This is a genomic window from Bacteroidota bacterium (assembly GCA_039714315.1).
Taxonomy (GTDB): Bacteria; Bacteroidota; Bacteroidia; order Flavobacteriales; family JADGDT01; genus JADGDT01.
Genome location: JBDLJM010000001.1, coordinates 51,546 through 69,925 on the forward strand (window position 1 = coordinate 51,546; position 18,380 = coordinate 69,925).

Below are 18,380 nucleotides of genomic sequence, written 5' to 3' on the forward strand. Positions count from 1 at the left end.
ATTATGGCTCGTTCATTAAAAAAAGGACCATACGTTCACTACAAGCTTGACAAAAAAGTTCAAGCCAATGTAGAATCAGGAAAGAAAAGCGTTATTAAGACTTGGTCTCGCGCTTCATTGATTACACCTGATTTTGTAGGGCAAACAATTGCTGTACACAACGGAAGACAATTTATTCCTGTGTACGTTACAGAGAACATGGTTGGTCATAAATTAGGCGAATTTGCACCCACACGTACGTATCGTGGTCATGGAGGCGCAAAAAATAAAGGTAAAAGATAATAAAGGATTATCATGGGAGTTCGTAAAAAACAAAGAGCTGAGGCGATTAAAGCTGAGAAAAAGTCAGTTGCATTTGCTAAGCTAAATAACGTACCAACTTCTCCTCGTAAGATGAGATTGGTAGCAGATTTAGTTCGTGGAGTTGAAGTTGATAAAGCACTTCAAATCCTGAAATTCAACACAAAAGAAGCTTCTGGGAGACTGGAAAAACTTCTTTTGTCTGCAATTGCAAATTGGCAAGCTAAAAACGAAGACGCAAGTTTAGAAGATAGCCAATTGTTCGTGAAAGAAATTTATGTTGATAGTGCTAGAATGTTGAAACGTTTACGTCCCGCTCCACAAGGGCGTGCACACAGAATCAGAAAACGTTCTAACCACGTAACATTGGTAATTGGTAGTAACCAAAATACTGAAATTAATTTATAGTATGGGACAGAAAACAAATCCAATCGGTAATCGTTTAGGAATCATCAGAGGATGGGATTCTAACTGGTACGGTGGACGTAACTACGGAGACAAGATTGCTGAAGATAGTAAAATTCGAAAGTATGTATATGCTCGTTTAGCTAAAGCAAGTGTTTCTCGAGTTATTATAGAACGTACACTTAAATTAGTTACTGTTACTATCACTACTGCCAGACCTGGTATCATTATTGGTAAAGGTGGGCAAGAAGTAGATAAGTTAAAAGAAGAGTTAAAGAAAATAACTGGCAAGGAAGTTCAGATCAATATCTATGAGATCAAACGTCCTGAGCTTGATGCTAATTTAGTTGCTGCGAGTATCGCTCGTCAGATCGAAGGAAGAATTTCTTTCCGTCGTGCAATAAAAATGGCTATCGCAGGTACCATGAGAATGGGTGCTGAAGGTATTAAAGTTCAGGTTTCTGGTAGATTGAACGGAGCTGAGATGGCACGTAGTGAGGGTTATAAAGATGGACGTATTCCTCTATCAACTTTTAGAGCTGATATTGATTACTCATTGAAAGAAGCTCATACTACTTATGGTCGTCTTGGAATTAAAGTCTGGATCATGAAAGGAGAGTTATACGGAAAACGCGACTTGTCGCCATTAGCAGGAATGAGCAAAAAGCAAAGTTCTAAAGGTGGAGCAAGAGGTGGTAAATTCTCTGGACGTAAAGGACCTAAAAGAAAATAAGGAATTTCCTAGTTAAAAGTATTTAAACATGTTACAGCCAAAAAGAACAAAGTTCCGCAAAATGCAGAAAGGCCGTATGAAAGGACTGTCTCAAAGAGGTAGTACACTTTCGAACGGAATGTTTGGTATCAAAGCCTTACAAGGATCCTGGATGACTGCGAGACAAATCGAAGCAGCACGTATTGCTGCCACTCGTCATATGAAGAGGGAAGGGCAATTGTGGATTAAAATCTTCCCAGACAAACCTGTTACCAAAAAACCATTAGAAGTACGTATGGGTAAAGGTAAAGGTAATCCTGAATTATTCGTTGCTGTTGTAAAACCAGGACGAATTTTATTTGAAGTAGGAGGTGTGCCAATGGAAGTAGCAAAAGAGGCTTTACGTCTTGCTGCTCAAAAATTGCCGGTTACTACTAAGTTTGTTGTAGCAAGAGATTACGTTGAAGCTTAATTCAAAGACAGATGAAACAATCAGAAATCAGAGAACTATCTACAGCTGAATTACAAGAAAAACTTGGAGAAGTAAAGGCTGAGTACACTAAAATGAAGATTAATCATTCAGTGACTCCATTGGAAAACCCAATGCAGCTTCGTAAGCTACGTCGTGATGTTGCACGTGTAGCTACAGAGCTTACAAAAAGAGAACTTCAATAACAAGGATGTAATATCTGCTGAAGATGGAAAAAAGAAATTTAAGAAAAGAAAGAATAGGTGTTGTTGCCAGTAACAAAATGGACAAGTCAATTGTTGTTACTGTTGAGAAAAAGGTAAAGCACCCATTGTACGGTAAATTCGTTTTAAAAACGAAAAAATTTACTGCACACGACGAAGAAAACACCTGCAACGAGGGAGATACTGTTCGTATAATGGAGACACGTCCATTGAGCAAGTCAAAACGTTGGAGATTAGTTGAAATTTTAGAAAGAGCTAAATAATTATGGTTCAACAAGAGTCGAGATTAAAAGTCGCAGATAATACCGGAGCAAAGGAAGTCCTTGTAATCCGAGTATTAGGAGGTACGAAGAGGAGATACGCCTCAGTTGGAGATAAAGTAGTTGTTACTGTTAAACAAGCTACTCCAACTTCTTCTGTAAAGAAGGGGACTGTATCTACCGGAGTCGTAGTTCGTACAAAAAAAGAAGTAAGACGTCCTGATGGTTCTTACATTCGTTTTGATGAAAACGCCGTTGTGTTGTTAACTGCACAAGGAGAGATGAGAGGTACTCGTGTATTCGGTCCTGTAGCCAGAGAGTTACGTGACAAGCAATACATGAAAATTGTTTCACTAGCACCCGAGGTGCTTTAATTCCTGTTGAGAAATGGCAAAATTAAAGATCAGAAAAGGAGATACTGTTAAAGTTATCGCCGGTGAATCAAAAGGTGTTGAAGGGAAAGTTTTAGAAGTTTTCCGTGACACAAACAAGGCTTTAGTAGAAGGTGTTAATATGATTAAAAAACACAACAAGCCTAGCGCTCAGAATCCTCAAGGTGGGATCGAAGAAAAAGAAGCCCCAATTCAAATTTCTAACTTATCTTTGTTGGATCCTAAATCAGGAGAGACAACAAAAGTTGGAATTAGATTTGAGGATGGTAAGAAAGTGAGATATTCAAAAAAATCAGGCGAAGTAATTAAGTAATATGGCTTATTCACCAAGATTAAAAGAGCAGTACAAGAATAAGATTGTTGACGCTCTTATGAAGGAGTTCGGTTACAAGTCTATCATGCAGGTGCCACGTTTAGAGAAAATTGTTATTTCTCAAGGTGTTGGTGCAGCTGTTGCCGACAAGAAACTTGTCGATCATGCAGTTGAAGAAATGACTAAGATTGCCGGACAAAAAGCAGTTCCTACGATATCAAAGAAGGATGTTGCTAGTTTTAAACTTCGTAAAGGGATGCCTATCGGAGCAAGAGTTACATTACGTAATGAAAATATGTATGAATTTCTTGATCGTTTAACTGCAGCTGCTTTACCACGTATACGTGATTTTAAAGGAGTTAAAGCAGATGGATTCGACGGTAGAGGAAATTATAACCTAGGGATAACTGAACAAATTATCTACCCTGAAATTAATATTGATAAAATCAATAGGATTACAGGTATGGATATTACATTTGTAACTTCTGCTAACACCGATAAGGAAGCAAAAGCATTATTAACAGGATTCGGATTCCCATTTAAAAAGAATTAAGGATGGCTAAAGAATCAATGAAAGCCCGCGAGGTTAAAAGACAAAAACTTGTTGACCGTTACGCTGAGAAAAGAGCTGCTTTATTAGAGGCAGGAGATTACGAAGGATTACAAAAACTTCCTAAAAACGCATCTCCGGTTCGTTTACACAACCGTTGTAAATTAACTGGACGTCCAAAAGGATATATGCGTCAGTTTGGAATTTCACGTGTAACATTCCGTGAAATGGCAAACGAGGGGTTGATCCCGGGAGTAAAGAAAGCAAGTTGGTAAAATAGAAAATTTAAGCAAAGATGGTTACAGATCCAATAGCAGATTATTTGACACGTGTACGTAATGCCATTATGGCAGGACATCGCGTTGTGGAGATCCCAGCCTCAAATATGAAAAAAGAAATAACTAAAATCCTTATGGACCAGGGTTATATCTTAAATTATAAATTTGAGAATGAAGACACTCCAAAAGCGTCAATCAAAATTGCATTAAAATACGATAAACTTACCAAAACTCCTGCAATCAAGAAACTGGAAAGAGTTTCTACTCCTGGACTTAGAAATTACTCAAGTGCAAAAGAGATGCCTAGAGTGATGAATGGTCTTGGTATTGCAATTGTTTCTACTTCACAAGGTGTTATGACGAACAAAAAAGCTCGTCAAAACAACATCGGAGGAGAGGTGTTGTGTATCGTTTATTAATATATTAAGACTCGTAAGAAATGTCAAGAATAGGAAAAAATCCAGTCGTTATCCCAGCCGGAGTAACAGTAGATTTAAAAGACGGCGTTGTTACAGTAAAAGGGAAATTGGGCGAATTGAGTCAGGAAATTAAAGACATCGACGCAAAAATCGAAGATGGTCGTGTAGTTTTCAATCGTTCTTCTGATAAAACCGATGTTAGAGCTAAGCATGGTCTTTATAGAGCATTAGTTGCTAACATGATTCAGGGAGTTACTGAAGGATTCAGTACTGCACTTGAATTGGTAGGTGTAGGTTATAGAGCTACATCTCAGGGACAAAAATTAGATTTGTCTTTAGGTTTCTCTCACAATATTGTAATCGAACTTCCAAAAGAGGTTAAAGTTGAAGCTGATACACAGAAAGGGAAAAACCCTATCATTAAGTTATCTTCAATTGACAAACAATTGTTAGGTTCGGTAGCAGCTAAAATTAGAGGCTTCCGTAAACCTGAGCCTTACAAAGGAAAAGGAGTTAAGTTTGTTGGAGAACAAATTAGAAGAAAAGCTGGTAAAACTGCATAATTTAAATAAGTTATGGCAATAACAAAAGAACAAAGAAGACAGACGATAAGATATAGAGTTCGTAGTACCGTGTCAGGTACGGTTTCTCGCCCACGCTTGTCAGTTTTCAGAAGTAACAAAGAAATTTACGCACAGTTGATTGATGACGTAAAAGGTGTTACATTAGTGGCCGCTTCATCTAACGTAAAAGATTTAGCAGGTAAAACTAAAATGGAACAAGCAAATGCAGTAGGGAAACTTATTGCAGAGAAAGCATTAGCTGCCGGTTTGGAGGCAGTTGTTTTCGACAGAGGCGGATATTTATATCACGGAAGAGTTAAATCATTGGCGGAAGGCGCCAGAGAAGGCGGTCTTAAATTCTAATAATTATGTTTGAAGAATATAAAAACGTAGAAAAAGTTAAGCCAAGTGGTTTAGATTTAAAAGACCGATTGGTTAGTATTCAACGTGTTACTAAAGTAACAAAAGGTGGTAGAAACTTCGGTTTTTCTGCAATTGTTGTAGTAGGTGACGAAAACGGTGTAGTTGGATACGGTTTAGGTAAGTCAAAAGAAGTTGCAGAAGCAATTTCTAAAGGAGTTGAAGAGGCTAAGAAAAACTTAGTTCGTATTCCTTTACTTGATGGTACATTACCTCATGAGCAGTATGGTAAGTTTGGTGGAGCGCACGTATTTATACGTCCTGCATCACACGGTACCGGAGTTATTGCAGGTGGTGCTGTACGTGCGGTATTAGAAACAGTAGGTGTGAAAGACGTACTTTCTAAGAATAAAGGTTCAAATAACCCTCACAATGTTGTGAAAGGTACATTCGATGCTTTATTGAACCTTAGAAGTGCTGAAACTGTTGCAAAACAAAGAGGTATCTCTTTGAGTAAAGTGTTTAAAGGATAAAAACCGATTAAGATGGCAAAAGTAAAAATTAAGCAAGTACGAAGTAAAATTCGTCGTCCGGGTAATCAGAAGAAGACCCTTGAAGCTCTTGGTTTGCGTAGAATCGGTCAAGTTGTTGAACACGAAAGCACACCAGCTATCATGGGAATGATAAAAACTGTAGAACATTTAATCTCTGTTGAGGAAATTTAATAATATGGATTTAAGTAAATTAAAACCAGCCGAAGGTTCTGTAAAATCTCGTAAGCGTATTGGACGTGGACAAGGTTCAGGATACGGTGGTACCTCTACAAGAGGTCATAAAGGAGCTAAGTCTCGTTCTGGTTACTCTCGTAAGATTGGTTTCGAGGGGGGTCAAATGCCACTTCAAAGACGTGTTCCTAAATTTGGTTTCAAAAACATCAATCGTGTTGAGTACCAGGGTATAAACCTTGATACACTACAATCATTGGTAGAAAGCGGAAAAGTCACTGATACGGTAACTCAGGATATCCTTATTCAGGAAGGAGTTATTGGTAAAAATGATCTAATAAAAATATTAGGTCGTGGTGAGCTTAAAGCAAAACTAAATATAACTGTTCATAAATTTACTGCTTCTGCTAAGGCGGCTATCGAAGCTGCAGGTGGAGAAGCAATTACTCTATAAGCCAAGATAAATGAAGAACTTGATTGAAACTCTGAAAAATATCTGGAAGATTGAAGATTTACGCCAAAGGATCCTAATTACTGTAGGATTCCTTTTGGTGTATCGTTTTGGATCTTATATTCCACTTCCCGGAATCAATCCAGGAGAATTAAGTGCGTTACACGCACAAACTTCTGATGGGTTACTGGGATTATTGAATGCCTTCACAGGAGGTGCATTTGCTAATGCTTCTATTTTAGCATTAGGTATTATGCCATACATTTCTGCATCTATTGTAGTGCAGTTGATGGGAATGGCAGTACCTTATCTTGCTAAACTTCAAAAAGAAGGAGAAAGTGGAAGAAAGAAAATCAACCAGATTACTAGATGGTTAACCATCGGAATTACATTGGTACAAGCACCGGGTTATATAACTAACTTAAAAGCACAACTTCCTCCGCAGGCATTTTTGCTTAACGATGGTTTGTTTTGGTTTTCCGGGATTGTAATTTTAGTAGCCGGTACTGTGTTTACAATGTGGCTAGGTGAAAAGATTACAGATAAAGGTATCGGGAATGGTATATCGCTGATCATTATGGTTGGTATTATGGCTCGTTTCCCACAATCAATTGCTCAGGAATTTGTTGATAAAGTTGAAGCAGCAGGTGGAGGATTAGTAATCCTTTTAGTTGAAGCAGTTTTTTGGATGTTAGTAATTCTGGTTTCTATACTACTAGTTCAGGGTACTAGAAGAATACCGGTTCAGTATGCTAGAAGATCGGTAGCAAGTTCATCAAAGTTTAATATGGGAGGTGCTGTTGGCGCACGCCAATATATCCCATTAAAAGTAAACGCGGCTGGGGTTATGCCAATTATCTTTGCTCAAGCAATTATGTTTATTCCGGTAAGCTTATTTGGATTGGTGCAAAGTGATTCAATGCAGGGAATGGTGGCTATATTCTCTAACATTAACGGATTATGGTATAATCTTGTTTTCGGTTTATTAATCGTACTGTTTACTTATTTTTATACAGCAATCACTGTGCCGACTAATCAAATGGCAGATGACATCAAGAGAAACGGTGGTTTTGTTCCGGGAATTAAACCTGGAAAAGATACTTCAGATTACCTGGATACAATTATGTCACGTATCACACTTCCAGGTTCTCTATTTTTAGCATTAATTGCTGTATTACCTGCTTTAGCTTACCAAGCTGGAGTTAATCAATCTTTTGCATTGTTCTTTGGTGGAACGTCTTTGCTTATTATGGTTGGAGTTGTATTAGATACTCTTCAACAGGTAAATTCTCACTTATTAAATCGTCATTATGATGGTTTGATGAAAAGTGGTAAATTAAGAGGAAAAGCTGAAATAGCTTAATTAATTAGAATATATGGCAAAGCAAGCAGCAATAGAACAAGATGGAACAATCATAGAGGCATTATCTAATGCTATGTTTCGCGTAGAGCTTCAAAATGGTCACATTGTGACAGCTCATATCTCAGGGAAAATGCGTATGCATTATATTAAGTTACTTCCCGGTGATAAAGTGAAATTAGAAATGTCTCCTTACGATTTGTCTAAAGCAAGAATTACTTATAGATACTAAGAACATTTTAGAATAAGATGAAAGTTAGAGCGTCAGTAAAAAAGAGAAGTCCTGAGTGTAAAATAGTGCGCAGAAAAGGACGTTTGTATGTTATTAACAAAAAGAATCCTCGTTTTAAACAACGTCAGGGATAATTTAAATTAGAAACAAAAGTCTATGGCACGTATTGCAGGGGTAGATTTACCTAAACATAAAAGAGGTGTAATAGGTCTTACTTATATCTATGGATTAGGTAGGAGTAATGCGAAAAGTATCTTAGCAGCTGCTGAAATCAGTGAAGATACTAAGGTTCAGGATTGGTCGGATGAGGAATTGTCAAAGATTCGTACACTAATTCAAACTGAGTATAAAGTTGAGGGAGAATTAAGATCAGAAGTTCAGTTGAATATCAAACGTCTTATGGATATAGGATGTTACAGAGGTATTCGTCACAGATCCGGTCTTCCATTAAGAGGACAGCATACGAAGAACAATTCAAGGACTCGAAAAGGTAAGAGAAAAACAGTTGCTAACAAAAAGAAAGCAACTAAATAATTATTAGGATATGGCGAAGTCTAATAAAGGCGCTAAGAAGCGTAAAGTTAAGGTTGAAACAGTTGGAGAAGCTCACGTTAGTTCTTCATTCAACAATATAATCATATCTTTAACGAATAAGAATGGTCAAGTGATATCTTGGTCGTCTGCAGGTAAGATGGGATTTAGAGGTTCGAAAAAGAATACTCCTTATGCAGCTCAGGTTGCAGCTGAAGATTGTGCAAAAATTGCTCATGAAGCTGGCTTGAGAAAAGTAAAAGTTTATGTTAAAGGACCTGGAAATGGGCGTGAGTCAGCAATCCGTTCTCTACACAACAGTGGAGTAGAAGTTATGGAGATTGTTGATGTTACTCCATTACCACACAATGGATGTCGTCCTCCAAAGCGCAGAAGAGTATAACTTTAAAGAATTAAAAGAAAAAGAAATGGCTAGATATAGAGGTCCAAAAACAAAAATTGCACGTAAATTTGGCGAAGCGATTTTTGGTGACGATAAGTCGTTTGAGAAAAGAAATTATCCTCCAGGACAGCATGGAGCTTCTAAGCGTAGAGGTAAGAAATCTGAATATGCTATCCAGTTGGAAGAAAAGCAAAAAGCTAAATATACTTACGGTATTTTAGAGAGACAATTCTCTAATTTATTTAAGAAAGCTTCTGCAAGTAAAGGAATTACCGGTGAGGTTCTTCTTCAACTTTGTGAAGCCAGATTAGATAACGTAGTGTATCGTTTAGGAATTGCTCCAAGTCGAAGAGCAGCACGTCAGCTGGTTTCTCACCGTCACATTACTGTAAACGGAGAGCTAGTTAACATTCCATCGTACAGCCTTAAGGCCGGAGATGAAGTTGCAGTTAGAGAGAAATCAAAATCTCTTGTGGTAGTTGATGATTCAATTGCCCAAAGACAAGATTCATATGAGTGGATGACTTGGAATTCTGAAACTAAATCAGGAAGGTTTGTTACTGTTCCTGAAAGAAGTCAGATTCCTGAAAACATTAAGGAGCATTTAATCGTTGAATTGTATTCTAAGTAATTGTAACTTTCAGACTAAATTAATTTATACTTATGGCAATTTTGAATTTCCAAAAGCCTGACAAGGTAATTTTGATTGAATCAAGTGAATTTGAAGGTCGATTTGAATTTCGCCCTTTAGAACCAGGTTTCGGTCTTACAGTAGGTAATGCACTAAGAAGAGTTCTTCTTTCTTCTCTTGAAGGATATGCTATTGCATCTGTGAAAATTGAAGGGGTAGAACATGAATTTTCTACAATCAAGGGAATTGTTGAAGATGTAACAGAAATCATCCTCAACCTAAAACAAATTCGTTTTAAACAACAAATAGAAGATGTAGATTCTGAAAATGTTTCTATTTCTATCTCAGGTCAGGATAAGATAGTTGCCGGGGATTTCCAAAGATTTATTTCTGGTTTCCAAGTACTAAATCCAGATTTAGTTATTTGTAACATGGATAAATCAGTGAAGTTCGATATGGAGCTGACTATCGAAAAAGGACGTGGATTTGTCCCTGCTGAGGAGAATAAAAGATCTTCTGCGGCAATAGGAACAATATTTGTTGATTCGATATTCACACCTATTCGTAACGTTAAATACGGAATCGAAAACTATCGTGTAGAGCAAAAAACCGATTACGAAAAATTGGTTCTTGACATTAAAACCGATGGTTCTATCTTACCTAAAGATGCTTTGACAGAAGCAGCTAAGATTTTGATTCACCATTTCATGTTATTTTCTGATGAAAGAATTACATTGGAAGCTGAGGAAATTGCGAAGACAGAAAATTACGATGAAGAATCGTTACACATGCGTCAACTTCTAAAAACGAAGTTGATTGATATGGATCTTTCTGTAAGAGCATTAAATTGTTTAAAAGCTGCTGAAGTTGATACTTTAGGAGAATTGGTTGCTTATAATAAATCTGATTTGATGAAATTCAGAAACTTTGGTAAAAAATCATTAACTGAACTTGAAGAGTTAGTTAATGTCAAAGGATTGAATTTCGGAATGGACTTAGCTAAGTATAAGTTAGAGAAAGAATAGTCGAGCAATCGACAAATATCATTTGATAGATGAGACACGGAAAGAAATTTAATCATTTAGGTAGAAAAACCGGACATAGAAAAGCTATGTTGTCAAACATGGCATGTTCACTGGTTGAGCACAAAAGAATTACTACCACTGTTGCAAAGGCAAGAGAGCTTAGAAAGTACGTTGAGCCTTTAATCACTAAATCAAAAGAAGATACTACTCACTCAAGACGTGTAGTGTTCTCATATTTGAAAAATAAATATGCAGTTGCTGAGTTATTTCGCGAGGTAGCAGCAAAAGTAGGTGATAGACCGGGTGGATATACGCGTATTATCAAGCTTGGAAATCGTCAGGGAGATAACGCTGAAATGGCGATGATCGAACTAGTTGATTTCAATGAGTTGTACAACGCAAAACAACCAGCTAAAAAAGCTAAATCTACAAGACGTGGTCGTAAAAAAGCTGAGAAAAGCGAAGAGCCGACTACAGAAGTAGAAAATAATGAAGAGAACTAGTGAAAATCTAGAGATATAATTAAAAAAGGATACCCTTATGTAAGGTTATCCTTTTTTTTGTGATTATATTTGCCAAACTTATTTTCAAAAGGAAAGAAATGAAGCTTAAGGATCGAAAAAAAGCAATCTTACTGTTAGAGGATGGTACTGTTTTTTACGGTAAATCTATTGGAATTGAAGGAACTGCAACCGGAGAAATCTGTTTTAATACAGGTATGACAGGTTATCAGGAAATCTTTACAGACCCTTCATATTTCGGTCAACTTATGGTTGCAACAAATGCTCATATAGGAAACTATGGAGTAAATAAAGAAGAAGTAGAGTCCGGTGACATGAAAATTGCCGGTTTAATATGCAAGAATTTTAGTGATGATTATTCTCGCCCGGCAGCAGATGGTTCAATAACGAATTATTTTGAAGAAGAAAATAAGGTAGCTATATCGGATGTAGATACCCGTGCATTAGTTCGTCATATTAGAGATAAGGGTGCTATGAATGCGATCATCTCAACTGATTGCGATAATATCACCGAATTAAAATCTAAATTGGAGTCGGTTCCTAGTATGGACGGTTTGGAATTAGCATCTAAAGTTTCTACTAAAGAACCTTATTTCTTTGGAGAAGAGGATGCTGCTTACAAAGTTGCTGTACTTGACTTAGGAGTAAAGAAAAATATTTTAAGAAACCTTGCATCACGCGATTGTTACTTGAAAGTTTTCCCTTATGATACTCCTTTGGAGGAAATGAAGAAGTGGAATCCCGATGGATATTTCCTTTCAAACGGACCCGGTGATCCGGAGCCACTGGCTAAAAGCCGTCAGGTAGCAACCGATGTATTGGATAATGATTATCCGTTATTCGGAATTTGTTTAGGTCACCAAATTATTTCTTTGGCCAATGGCGTTAGTACATATAAGATGCATAATGGCCACAGAGGAATTAATCATCCGGTGAAAAACTTAGCTACGGGAAAAGGAGAAATTACTTCTCAAAATCACGGTTTTGTTATTAAAAGAGAGGATGTAGATAAGAACGATAATATCGAGATTACTCACTTGCATTTGAATGACGATACCGTAGCAGGAATACGAATCAAGGATAAAAACTGTTTCTCAGTTCAATATCACCCGGAGGCAGCTCCTGGACCAAATGATTCTACTTACCTGTTTGATCAATTTGTGGAAAATATACGTAAACATAAAAATTAGAAAAATGAGTATTATTTCAAGTATTCATGCGAGACAAATCCTTGATTCCAGAGGGAATCCTACAATCGAAGTAGATGTAGTTACTGAGAATGGAGTATTAGGACGCGCTGCTGTACCATCTGGTGCATCAACAGGAGAGTCTGAAGCTGTTGAGCTTCGCGATGGTGGTGATTTATACATGGGAAAAGGCGTAATGAATGCCGTTAAGAATGTAAATGAAATCATTGCAGAGGAATTAGTTGGATTCTCAATATTCGAGCAAAATTTGATCGATAAGATCATGATCGAAATTGATGGAACTCACAATAAAGCTAAATTAGGGGCAAATGCTATTTTAGGTGTTTCTTTAGCAGTTGCTAAAGCTGCTGCAAATGAGCTTGGTTTGCCATTGTTCCGTTATGTTGGAGGGGTTAGTGCAAACACACTTCCCGTTCCAATGATGAACATAATCAACGGTGGATCTCACTCTGATGCTCCTATTGCATTTCAGGAGTTTATGATTATGCCGGTTGTTGCTGATTCTTTCTCTACGGCTATACGTATGGGAACTGAAATTTTCCATAACCTTAAGAAGCTACTTCACAATCGTGGTTTAAGTACTGCAGTTGGTGATGAAGGTGGATTTGCTCCAAATCTTGATGGGACTGAAGATGCTATTGAAAGTATTATGAAAGCTATCGAAATGGCTGGTTATAAGCCTGGAGAAGAAGTTAAGATAGCAATGGATGCTGCTGCTTCAGAATTCTTTAAAGATGGAGTATATGATTATGCATTGTTCGAAGGAGATAAAGGAGTTAAGCGTACTTCAAAAGAGCAGGCTGAATACCTTGATCAATTAGTAGATAAATATCCTATCATTTCTATCGAAGATGGTATGGATGAGAAAGATTGGGATGGTTGGAAAATGCATACTGAACTTTCTGGTAAGAAAACTCAAATTGTTGGTGATGATTTATTCGTAACTAATGTTGAGCTTCTTGAAAAAGGAATTAATGCAGATACTGCAAATTCTATTTTGATTAAAGTTAACCAGATAGGTACTTTAACTGAAACTATCGCTGCTGTTGAGATGGCTCACCGTGCAGGTTATACTTCAGTGATGAGTCACCGTTCAGGAGAAACTGAAGATAATACAATTGCTGATTTAGCTGTAGCATTAAATTGTGGTCAGATTAAGACAGGATCTGCTTCAAGATCTGATCGTATGGCTAAATACAATCAATTAATTAGAATTGAGGAAATGTTAGGCGAAACTGCTTATTTCCCCGGATTAAAAGCATTCAAAGCTAAAAACTAGTTATTGAATAAATATATTTAAAAAACCATCTCATTTTGAGATGGTTTTTTTACGTGTATATTTTTTATATCAACCTGTATTCAAATATAAGGTTAGGTGGTTAGATAGGTTAGGTGTACTTATTAGTTTTGGTGAAAATCTGCAATAACAAAGGTCATTATTGAGTATTTTCACAAAAATTTTCTTTGAAACTTATGTGCAAATATCATATCCTGTACTATTTCACTATTAAATATTATAGGATAGTTAAGTTTTAGTATATCCTTTTTATTGAAGTCGAGTTTTAATGCTTCACGTAATAAATCAATAGCCTCTAAATCTTTGTCCTTTTTGAATAAACAGCCGGTTAACCTATATAGTATTTCTGCATTTTTTGGGAAGTAAGCCAAAGACTTTAGTAATAACTCAATGGCATCATCTTCATAGCCTAATGTTTTTAATAATATGGCATATTCTATCCATATTTCAGAATCTTCTACTTCTAAGGATATCAGGTTTTCATAGATGTTTTCTGCAGCTTCATAATTAGAAAGTTTTAGAAATAATCTGGCCAGTAAACTATTAAAATCTTTATTGTCGAACTCTATTTCTACAGCTTTTTCTGCGAATTCCAACGCTTGTTCCGGCTGTGAGTTATTATTGTAAGTTACAGCTATTTTATGCCATGCTTTTCCGTACATAGGATCTTCATGAATGGCTTTAAAATAGTTTGTCAATGCATTTTCACTATCACCAATCTTAGCATAAGCATCCCCCAGTCTGTAGTAGGCCCATGCTGTAGGATCAGCTATTTTAAGCGACATTTTATAGATGTCTATTGCCTCGTGGTGTCTGTCAGTCGCTTCCAAACAGGTTGCTTTTTCGAAAAATGCACCTAAAAAGGCATCATCAACTAAAGTAGCATAATCAAAAGCCCAAATAGCATTTTCGTACTTTTCAAGGGCTTTATATTGTATTCCTAACTGGTGCCATGCAATTTGACTGTAAGGATTTTTGTCGATATACTTATTCAGAAACTGTATAGCCTTATCGGGCTGATTCAATAATTCATAACAATATGTACTGTTGTATAGAGCAGCCTCATCATAAACGTCCTCGTCTAATATTTTTAGAAAAAATTGTAGGGCTTTGTTAAGTTGGTCAATTTGGATTAATTCTACACCAATCTTAGAAAGTAATTCTAATTTTTCGTCTGTGTAAACAAGAGCTTTTTGTAGATGTAATATTCCTTCAACAGGATTTTCCTGATGTATTAATATGTCTCCTTTTAACTCGTTAGCCTCAGAGTTATTTGTGTCTATTTCCAGTATATAGTCAATCTCTTTTTCTGCTTCTTCAAAGTTATTGGTTTCAAATAGCCAGTCTGCTTTTCTAATACTGATAGAGGTAGAGTTAGGATGCTGGATTAGAGCATTGTTAATTGCTTTTTCAGCCTTTTGAGTCTCGTTTTGGTCTAAGAAAAAATCAATGATTTCGATAAATTCATGAGTGTCGAAATACTTTAAATTACCGGAAGAAAAGCTAGACTCAAATTCATCTGCTAAACTCTTTCTTTCATCGTCCATATTATATCCCATATTCTCTAAATTCTAAATTTTTCTCAATTATAAAAATAGGACAAACTAACACTTGTACTAAATTTGTCGCAATTTATTATCAACATAGTAATTAACAAATTCTATATGATAAAAGTGAGTTTTTTATTATTAGCAAAAGGTTATCTTTGCTCTCTTAACATTATTTGAAAAGATATAATATGGCACTTATAAAATCTATTTCTGGAATAAGGGGAACAATAGGAGGAGAAGTTGGAGAAAACCTTACACCCGTTGATGTCGTTAAATTTGCGGCTTCGTATGCAACATGGTTAAAACGAAATTCCGATAAAACGGAATTGCGTGTAGCTGTAGGTAGGGATGCCAGAATTTCGGGCGAAATTGTTCAGAATCTGGTTGTATCTACTTTACAAAGTGTCGGGTTAGATGTTCTTGATCTGGGGTTATCAACAACGCCGACAGTTGAAATGGCAGTTATTTTAGAAAAGACTGATGGAGGAATTATCCTTACGGCATCTCATAATCCTAAAGAATGGAATGCTCTAAAATTACTCAATGAAAAAGGTGAGTTTTTAAGTGGTAGTGATGGTCAGAAAATTCTTGAAATTGCCGAAAATGACGATTTCGATTTTGTTTCAGTCGACAATTTAGGTTCAATTGAAAAAGATGATTCATATATCCAAAAACATATAGATGAAATTCTAAAGTTAGGATTAGTGAATAAAAAGGCTATTGAGAAAGCTAATTTTAAAGTAGTAGTTGATGGAGTAAATTCTACCGGAGGAATTTCAATACCACAAACATTAAGAGCTTTGGGGGTTAAAGATGTTGTTGAATTATATTGTACGCCTAATGGGCATTTCCCTCATAACCCTGAGCCTTTAAAAGAAAATCTGACTGAAATTTCGGAACTGGTAATAAAAGAAAAGGCTGATATAGGAATAGTAGTTGATCCTGATGTTGACCGTTTAGCTGTTGTTTCTGAAGATGGATCTATGTTTGGTGAAGAATACACTTTAGTAGCAGTAGCAGATTATATACTTTCTAAGACAAATGGAAATACTGTTTCAAATTTATCATCATCAAGAGCATTGAGAGATGTGACTAAAAATCATGGTTCTTTGCATAATGCTTCGGCTGTAGGCGAAGTAAATGTAGTGGAACTAATGAAAAGTACTGATGCGGTAATTGGAGGAGAAGGTAATGGTGGTATTATTTATCCTGAATTACACTACGGAAGAGATTCTTTAGTAGGAGTAGCACTTTTTCTTTCTCATTTAGCAGAGAAAAATATTTCCTGTACTGAATTGAAGTCTGAATATCCCGAATATTTTATGAGTAAAAATAAAATACAGCTTACACCCGAAATAGATGTGGATAATATCTTAATGAAGATTGAAGGTAAATATAAGTCGGAGGAAGTAAGTACTGTTGATGGGGTGAAGATTGATTTTGATAATCAGTGGGTGCACATGCGTAAATCAAATACAGAACCAATTATTAGAATATATACTGAAGCAAAATCTCAGGAAAAAGCAGATAAATTAGCTGAACGTTTTTTAGGAGAACTTGCTACCATAGCAGGAATTCTCTAATTATATATTTCACAATACTTTACAATTTTACAAAAATTATTAAATGAACGACAATAATACTAAGCTGGAGCATTATTTTGGGGAGTTTCGAGAAAAGATAATCGGAATTGATCAAAAATTTAAATCTCCGTTCGGAGAAAAGGAAATAATTTATGCCGACTGGACTGCAAGCGGAAGGCTGTATTCGGATATTGAAGATAAAATTAAAGATACTTTTGGGCCTTTTGTTGGTAATACCCATACAGAAACAAGTATCACCGGTACATCTATGACGATTGCTTATCACAAAGCAAGGGATATTATAAAAAAGCATATAAATGCTGATGAGAATGATATTCTGATCTCTACCGGAAATGGTATGACCGGTGTTATCAATAAATTCCAAAGGATTTTAGGTTTGAAGGTAGCAGAAAATTTATCTAAATATACTGATATACCTGAAGATTTAAGGCCGGTGGTTTTTATTACTCATATGGAACATCATTCTAATCAAACTTCATGGTTAGAAACGATTGCAAGGGTAGAAGTAATAAAAGCAACTGATGATGGACTGGTTGATTTAGAGGACTTAAAAGTACTGGTAGAAAAGCATAAGGATAAACCATTAAAAATTGCATCTGTTTCGGCATGTTCCAATGTAACGGGGATTCAACCCCCTGTTCATGAAATAGCCAGAATAATGCATCAAAATGGCGGACTTTGTTTTGCTGACTATGCGTGTTCTGCCCCTTATGTTTCTATAGATATGCATCCCGATGAGGAGTCACACCTGGATGCGGTTATGATTTCTCCGCATAAATTTCTGGGAGGTCCCGGAACTTCGGGAATATTGGTTTTCAATAAAAATTTATACAAAAATGCTGTGCCTGATGTACCCGGAGGTGGAACTGTAAGTTGGACTAATCCCTGGGGAGAGCACAAGTATCACGATAATATCGAGGATAGAGAAGATGGCGGAACTCCGGGTTTTTTACAAACAATAAGAACTGCTCTGTCGGTTAAGCTAAAAGAGCAGATGGGAGTTGATAATATTTTAAAACGTGAACACGAGATTTTGGATATTATCTATAAAGAATTTGAAACTATTCCGGGAATGGTATTGTTGGCTGGTCAGCACAAAGACAGACTAGGGGTATTATCGTTCTACATCGAAGATATGCATTATAATTTTGGTGTGAAGGTTTTAAATGACAAGTTTGGTATTCAGGTTCGCGGAGGATGTTCGTGCGCAGGTACTTATGGACATTACCTCCTTAATGTTACAAAGGAAAAATCAAATTCAATTACCTGTGAAATTGATAGTGGAGACCTAACACATAAGCCGGGTTGGATTAGAATGTCGATTCATCCAACAATGACTAATGACGAAGTGAAATATATCTGTGACTCTATCAGAGATGTTGCGGAAAATCATTCTGAGTTAATCAAAGATTATGAGTTCGATCCCCATACTAATGAATTTGATTTCAAAGGTTACAAAAGATATGAGAATGAAATGGTAGATGAATGGTTTGAGCCGGCAAAAAAGGTGAGAGACATTGTATTATAAGATCATATATAAAATAACAATAGCGTAGAACAAAAAAACTCCCAAGTAAAATTGGGAGTTTTTTGTTTA

The 18,380-nt window shown here is 36.3% G+C and carries 29 protein-coding genes; 28 read left to right on the forward strand and 1 reads right to left on the reverse strand.

Features of this window, described 5'->3' with window-relative positions; translation table 11 throughout:
• Positions 1-3 precede the first annotated feature (3 nt).
• From rpsS to eno, 26 genes are all read left to right on the forward strand, one after another.
• Positions 4-282, forward strand: a complete 279-nt coding sequence (gene rpsS / locus ABFR62_00240) for a 30S ribosomal protein S19 (GenBank protein MEN8136844.1) — start codon at positions 4-6, stop codon at positions 280-282.
• Positions 283-294: 12 nt separating this feature from the next.
• Positions 295-708, forward strand: coding sequence for a 50S ribosomal protein L22 (rplV, locus tag ABFR62_00245; protein ID MEN8136845.1), 414 nt, complete (start codon positions 295-297; stop codon positions 706-708).
• Position 709: 1 nt separating this feature from the next.
• On the forward strand, positions 710-1,438 hold the full coding sequence (gene rpsC, locus ABFR62_00250) for a 30S ribosomal protein S3 (protein ID MEN8136846.1): 729 nt from the start codon (positions 710-712) through the stop codon (positions 1,436-1,438).
• A 28-nt stretch (positions 1,439-1,466) separates the two neighbouring features.
• Positions 1,467-1,889 (forward strand): 50S ribosomal protein L16, encoded by a 423-nt coding sequence (rplP, locus tag ABFR62_00255; GenBank protein MEN8136847.1) that lies wholly within the window; start codon positions 1,467-1,469, stop codon positions 1,887-1,889.
• Positions 1,890-1,900: 11 nt separating this feature from the next.
• Positions 1,901-2,092, forward strand: coding sequence for a 50S ribosomal protein L29 (gene rpmC / locus ABFR62_00260; protein ID MEN8136848.1), 192 nt, complete (start codon positions 1,901-1,903; stop codon positions 2,090-2,092).
• 23 nt (positions 2,093-2,115) lie between these two features.
• Positions 2,116-2,373 carry a 30S ribosomal protein S17 gene (rpsQ, locus tag ABFR62_00265; protein MEN8136849.1) on the forward strand — a complete coding sequence of 86 codons (258 nt, stop codon included), beginning with the start codon at positions 2,116-2,118 and terminating at the stop codon, positions 2,371-2,373.
• A gap of 2 nt (positions 2,374-2,375) precedes the next feature.
• Entirely contained in the window at positions 2,376-2,744 is a 369-nt protein-coding gene (gene rplN, locus ABFR62_00270; GenBank protein ID MEN8136850.1) for a 50S ribosomal protein L14, read from the forward strand.
• 13 nt (positions 2,745-2,757) lie between these two features.
• The gene (gene rplX / locus ABFR62_00275; GenBank protein MEN8136851.1) at positions 2,758-3,075 is read left to right on the forward strand and encodes a 50S ribosomal protein L24; all 318 of its coding nucleotides are present in this window, start codon (positions 2,758-2,760) and stop codon (positions 3,073-3,075) included.
• A 1-nt stretch (position 3,076) separates the two neighbouring features.
• Positions 3,077-3,628 carry a 50S ribosomal protein L5 gene (gene rplE, locus ABFR62_00280; protein ID MEN8136852.1) on the forward strand — a complete coding sequence of 184 codons (552 nt, stop codon included), beginning with the start codon at positions 3,077-3,079 and terminating at the stop codon, positions 3,626-3,628.
• A 2-nt stretch (positions 3,629-3,630) separates the two neighbouring features.
• The gene (gene rpsN / locus ABFR62_00285; protein MEN8136853.1) at positions 3,631-3,900 is read left to right on the forward strand and encodes a 30S ribosomal protein S14; all 270 of its coding nucleotides are present in this window, start codon (positions 3,631-3,633) and stop codon (positions 3,898-3,900) included.
• A gap of 20 nt (positions 3,901-3,920) precedes the next feature.
• The gene (rpsH, locus tag ABFR62_00290) at positions 3,921-4,322 is read left to right on the forward strand and encodes a 30S ribosomal protein S8 (protein ID MEN8136854.1); all 402 of its coding nucleotides are present in this window, start codon (positions 3,921-3,923) and stop codon (positions 4,320-4,322) included.
• Between the two features lie 20 nt (positions 4,323-4,342).
• Entirely contained in the window at positions 4,343-4,885 is a 543-nt protein-coding gene (gene rplF / locus ABFR62_00295) for a 50S ribosomal protein L6 (GenBank protein MEN8136855.1), read from the forward strand.
• 12 nt (positions 4,886-4,897) lie between these two features.
• A complete protein-coding gene (gene rplR, locus ABFR62_00300) occupies positions 4,898-5,248 on the forward strand; it encodes a 50S ribosomal protein L18 (GenBank protein ID MEN8136856.1) in 351 nt (116 codons plus the stop codon).
• 5 nt (positions 5,249-5,253) lie between these two features.
• Positions 5,254-5,778 (forward strand): 30S ribosomal protein S5, encoded by a 525-nt coding sequence (gene rpsE / locus ABFR62_00305; protein MEN8136857.1) that lies wholly within the window; start codon positions 5,254-5,256, stop codon positions 5,776-5,778.
• 12 nt (positions 5,779-5,790) lie between these two features.
• Positions 5,791-5,970 (forward strand): 50S ribosomal protein L30, encoded by a 180-nt coding sequence (gene rpmD / locus ABFR62_00310; protein MEN8136858.1) that lies wholly within the window; start codon positions 5,791-5,793, stop codon positions 5,968-5,970.
• Between the two features lie 4 nt (positions 5,971-5,974).
• Complete coding sequence (gene rplO / locus ABFR62_00315; protein MEN8136859.1) at positions 5,975-6,424, forward strand: 50S ribosomal protein L15; 450 nt, start codon at positions 5,975-5,977, stop codon at positions 6,422-6,424.
• Positions 6,425-6,434: 10 nt separating this feature from the next.
• Positions 6,435-7,784 carry a preprotein translocase subunit SecY gene (secY, locus tag ABFR62_00320; GenBank protein ID MEN8136860.1) on the forward strand — a complete coding sequence of 450 codons (1,350 nt, stop codon included), beginning with the start codon at positions 6,435-6,437 and terminating at the stop codon, positions 7,782-7,784.
• A 13-nt stretch (positions 7,785-7,797) separates the two neighbouring features.
• Positions 7,798-8,013: a translation initiation factor IF-1 gene (infA, locus tag ABFR62_00325; GenBank protein MEN8136861.1), complete on the forward strand. Its 216-nt coding sequence runs from the start codon at positions 7,798-7,800 to the stop codon at positions 8,011-8,013.
• Between the two features lie 17 nt (positions 8,014-8,030).
• Positions 8,031-8,147, forward strand: a complete 117-nt coding sequence (ykgO, locus tag ABFR62_00330; GenBank protein MEN8136862.1) for a type B 50S ribosomal protein L36 — start codon at positions 8,031-8,033, stop codon at positions 8,145-8,147.
• A 22-nt stretch (positions 8,148-8,169) separates the two neighbouring features.
• The gene (gene rpsM, locus ABFR62_00335) at positions 8,170-8,547 is read left to right on the forward strand and encodes a 30S ribosomal protein S13 (protein ID MEN8136863.1); all 378 of its coding nucleotides are present in this window, start codon (positions 8,170-8,172) and stop codon (positions 8,545-8,547) included.
• Positions 8,548-8,557: 10 nt separating this feature from the next.
• Positions 8,558-8,947, forward strand: a complete 390-nt coding sequence (gene rpsK, locus ABFR62_00340) for a 30S ribosomal protein S11 (protein MEN8136864.1) — start codon at positions 8,558-8,560, stop codon at positions 8,945-8,947.
• A gap of 25 nt (positions 8,948-8,972) precedes the next feature.
• Complete coding sequence (gene rpsD / locus ABFR62_00345) at positions 8,973-9,578, forward strand: 30S ribosomal protein S4 (protein MEN8136865.1); 606 nt, start codon at positions 8,973-8,975, stop codon at positions 9,576-9,578.
• A 32-nt stretch (positions 9,579-9,610) separates the two neighbouring features.
• Positions 9,611-10,603: a DNA-directed RNA polymerase subunit alpha gene (locus ABFR62_00350; GenBank protein ID MEN8136866.1), complete on the forward strand. Its 993-nt coding sequence runs from the start codon at positions 9,611-9,613 to the stop codon at positions 10,601-10,603.
• Positions 10,604-10,632: 29 nt separating this feature from the next.
• Positions 10,633-11,106 carry a 50S ribosomal protein L17 gene (gene rplQ / locus ABFR62_00355; GenBank protein ID MEN8136867.1) on the forward strand — a complete coding sequence of 158 codons (474 nt, stop codon included), beginning with the start codon at positions 10,633-10,635 and terminating at the stop codon, positions 11,104-11,106.
• A gap of 98 nt (positions 11,107-11,204) precedes the next feature.
• Complete coding sequence (gene carA, locus ABFR62_00360) at positions 11,205-12,314, forward strand: glutamine-hydrolyzing carbamoyl-phosphate synthase small subunit (protein MEN8136868.1); 1,110 nt, start codon at positions 11,205-11,207, stop codon at positions 12,312-12,314.
• Between the two features lie 4 nt (positions 12,315-12,318).
• Positions 12,319-13,611: a phosphopyruvate hydratase gene (gene eno / locus ABFR62_00365; GenBank protein ID MEN8136869.1), complete on the forward strand. Its 1,293-nt coding sequence runs from the start codon at positions 12,319-12,321 to the stop codon at positions 13,609-13,611.
• Between the two features lie 170 nt (positions 13,612-13,781).
• Here eno and ABFR62_00370 read toward each other — a convergent pair whose 3' ends face one another.
• On the reverse strand, positions 13,782-15,188 hold the full coding sequence (locus tag ABFR62_00370; GenBank protein MEN8136870.1) for a tetratricopeptide repeat protein: 1,407 nt from the start codon (positions 15,186-15,188) through the stop codon (positions 13,782-13,784).
• A 179-nt stretch (positions 15,189-15,367) separates the two neighbouring features.
• Between ABFR62_00370 and glmM the strand changes: the two genes are divergently transcribed.
• The gene (gene glmM, locus ABFR62_00375; protein MEN8136871.1) at positions 15,368-16,762 is read left to right on the forward strand and encodes a phosphoglucosamine mutase; all 1,395 of its coding nucleotides are present in this window, start codon (positions 15,368-15,370) and stop codon (positions 16,760-16,762) included.
• Between the two features lie 43 nt (positions 16,763-16,805).
• Entirely contained in the window at positions 16,806-18,311 is a 1,506-nt protein-coding gene (locus ABFR62_00380) for an aminotransferase class V-fold PLP-dependent enzyme (protein ID MEN8136872.1), read from the forward strand.
• Positions 18,312-18,380 lie beyond the last annotated feature (69 nt).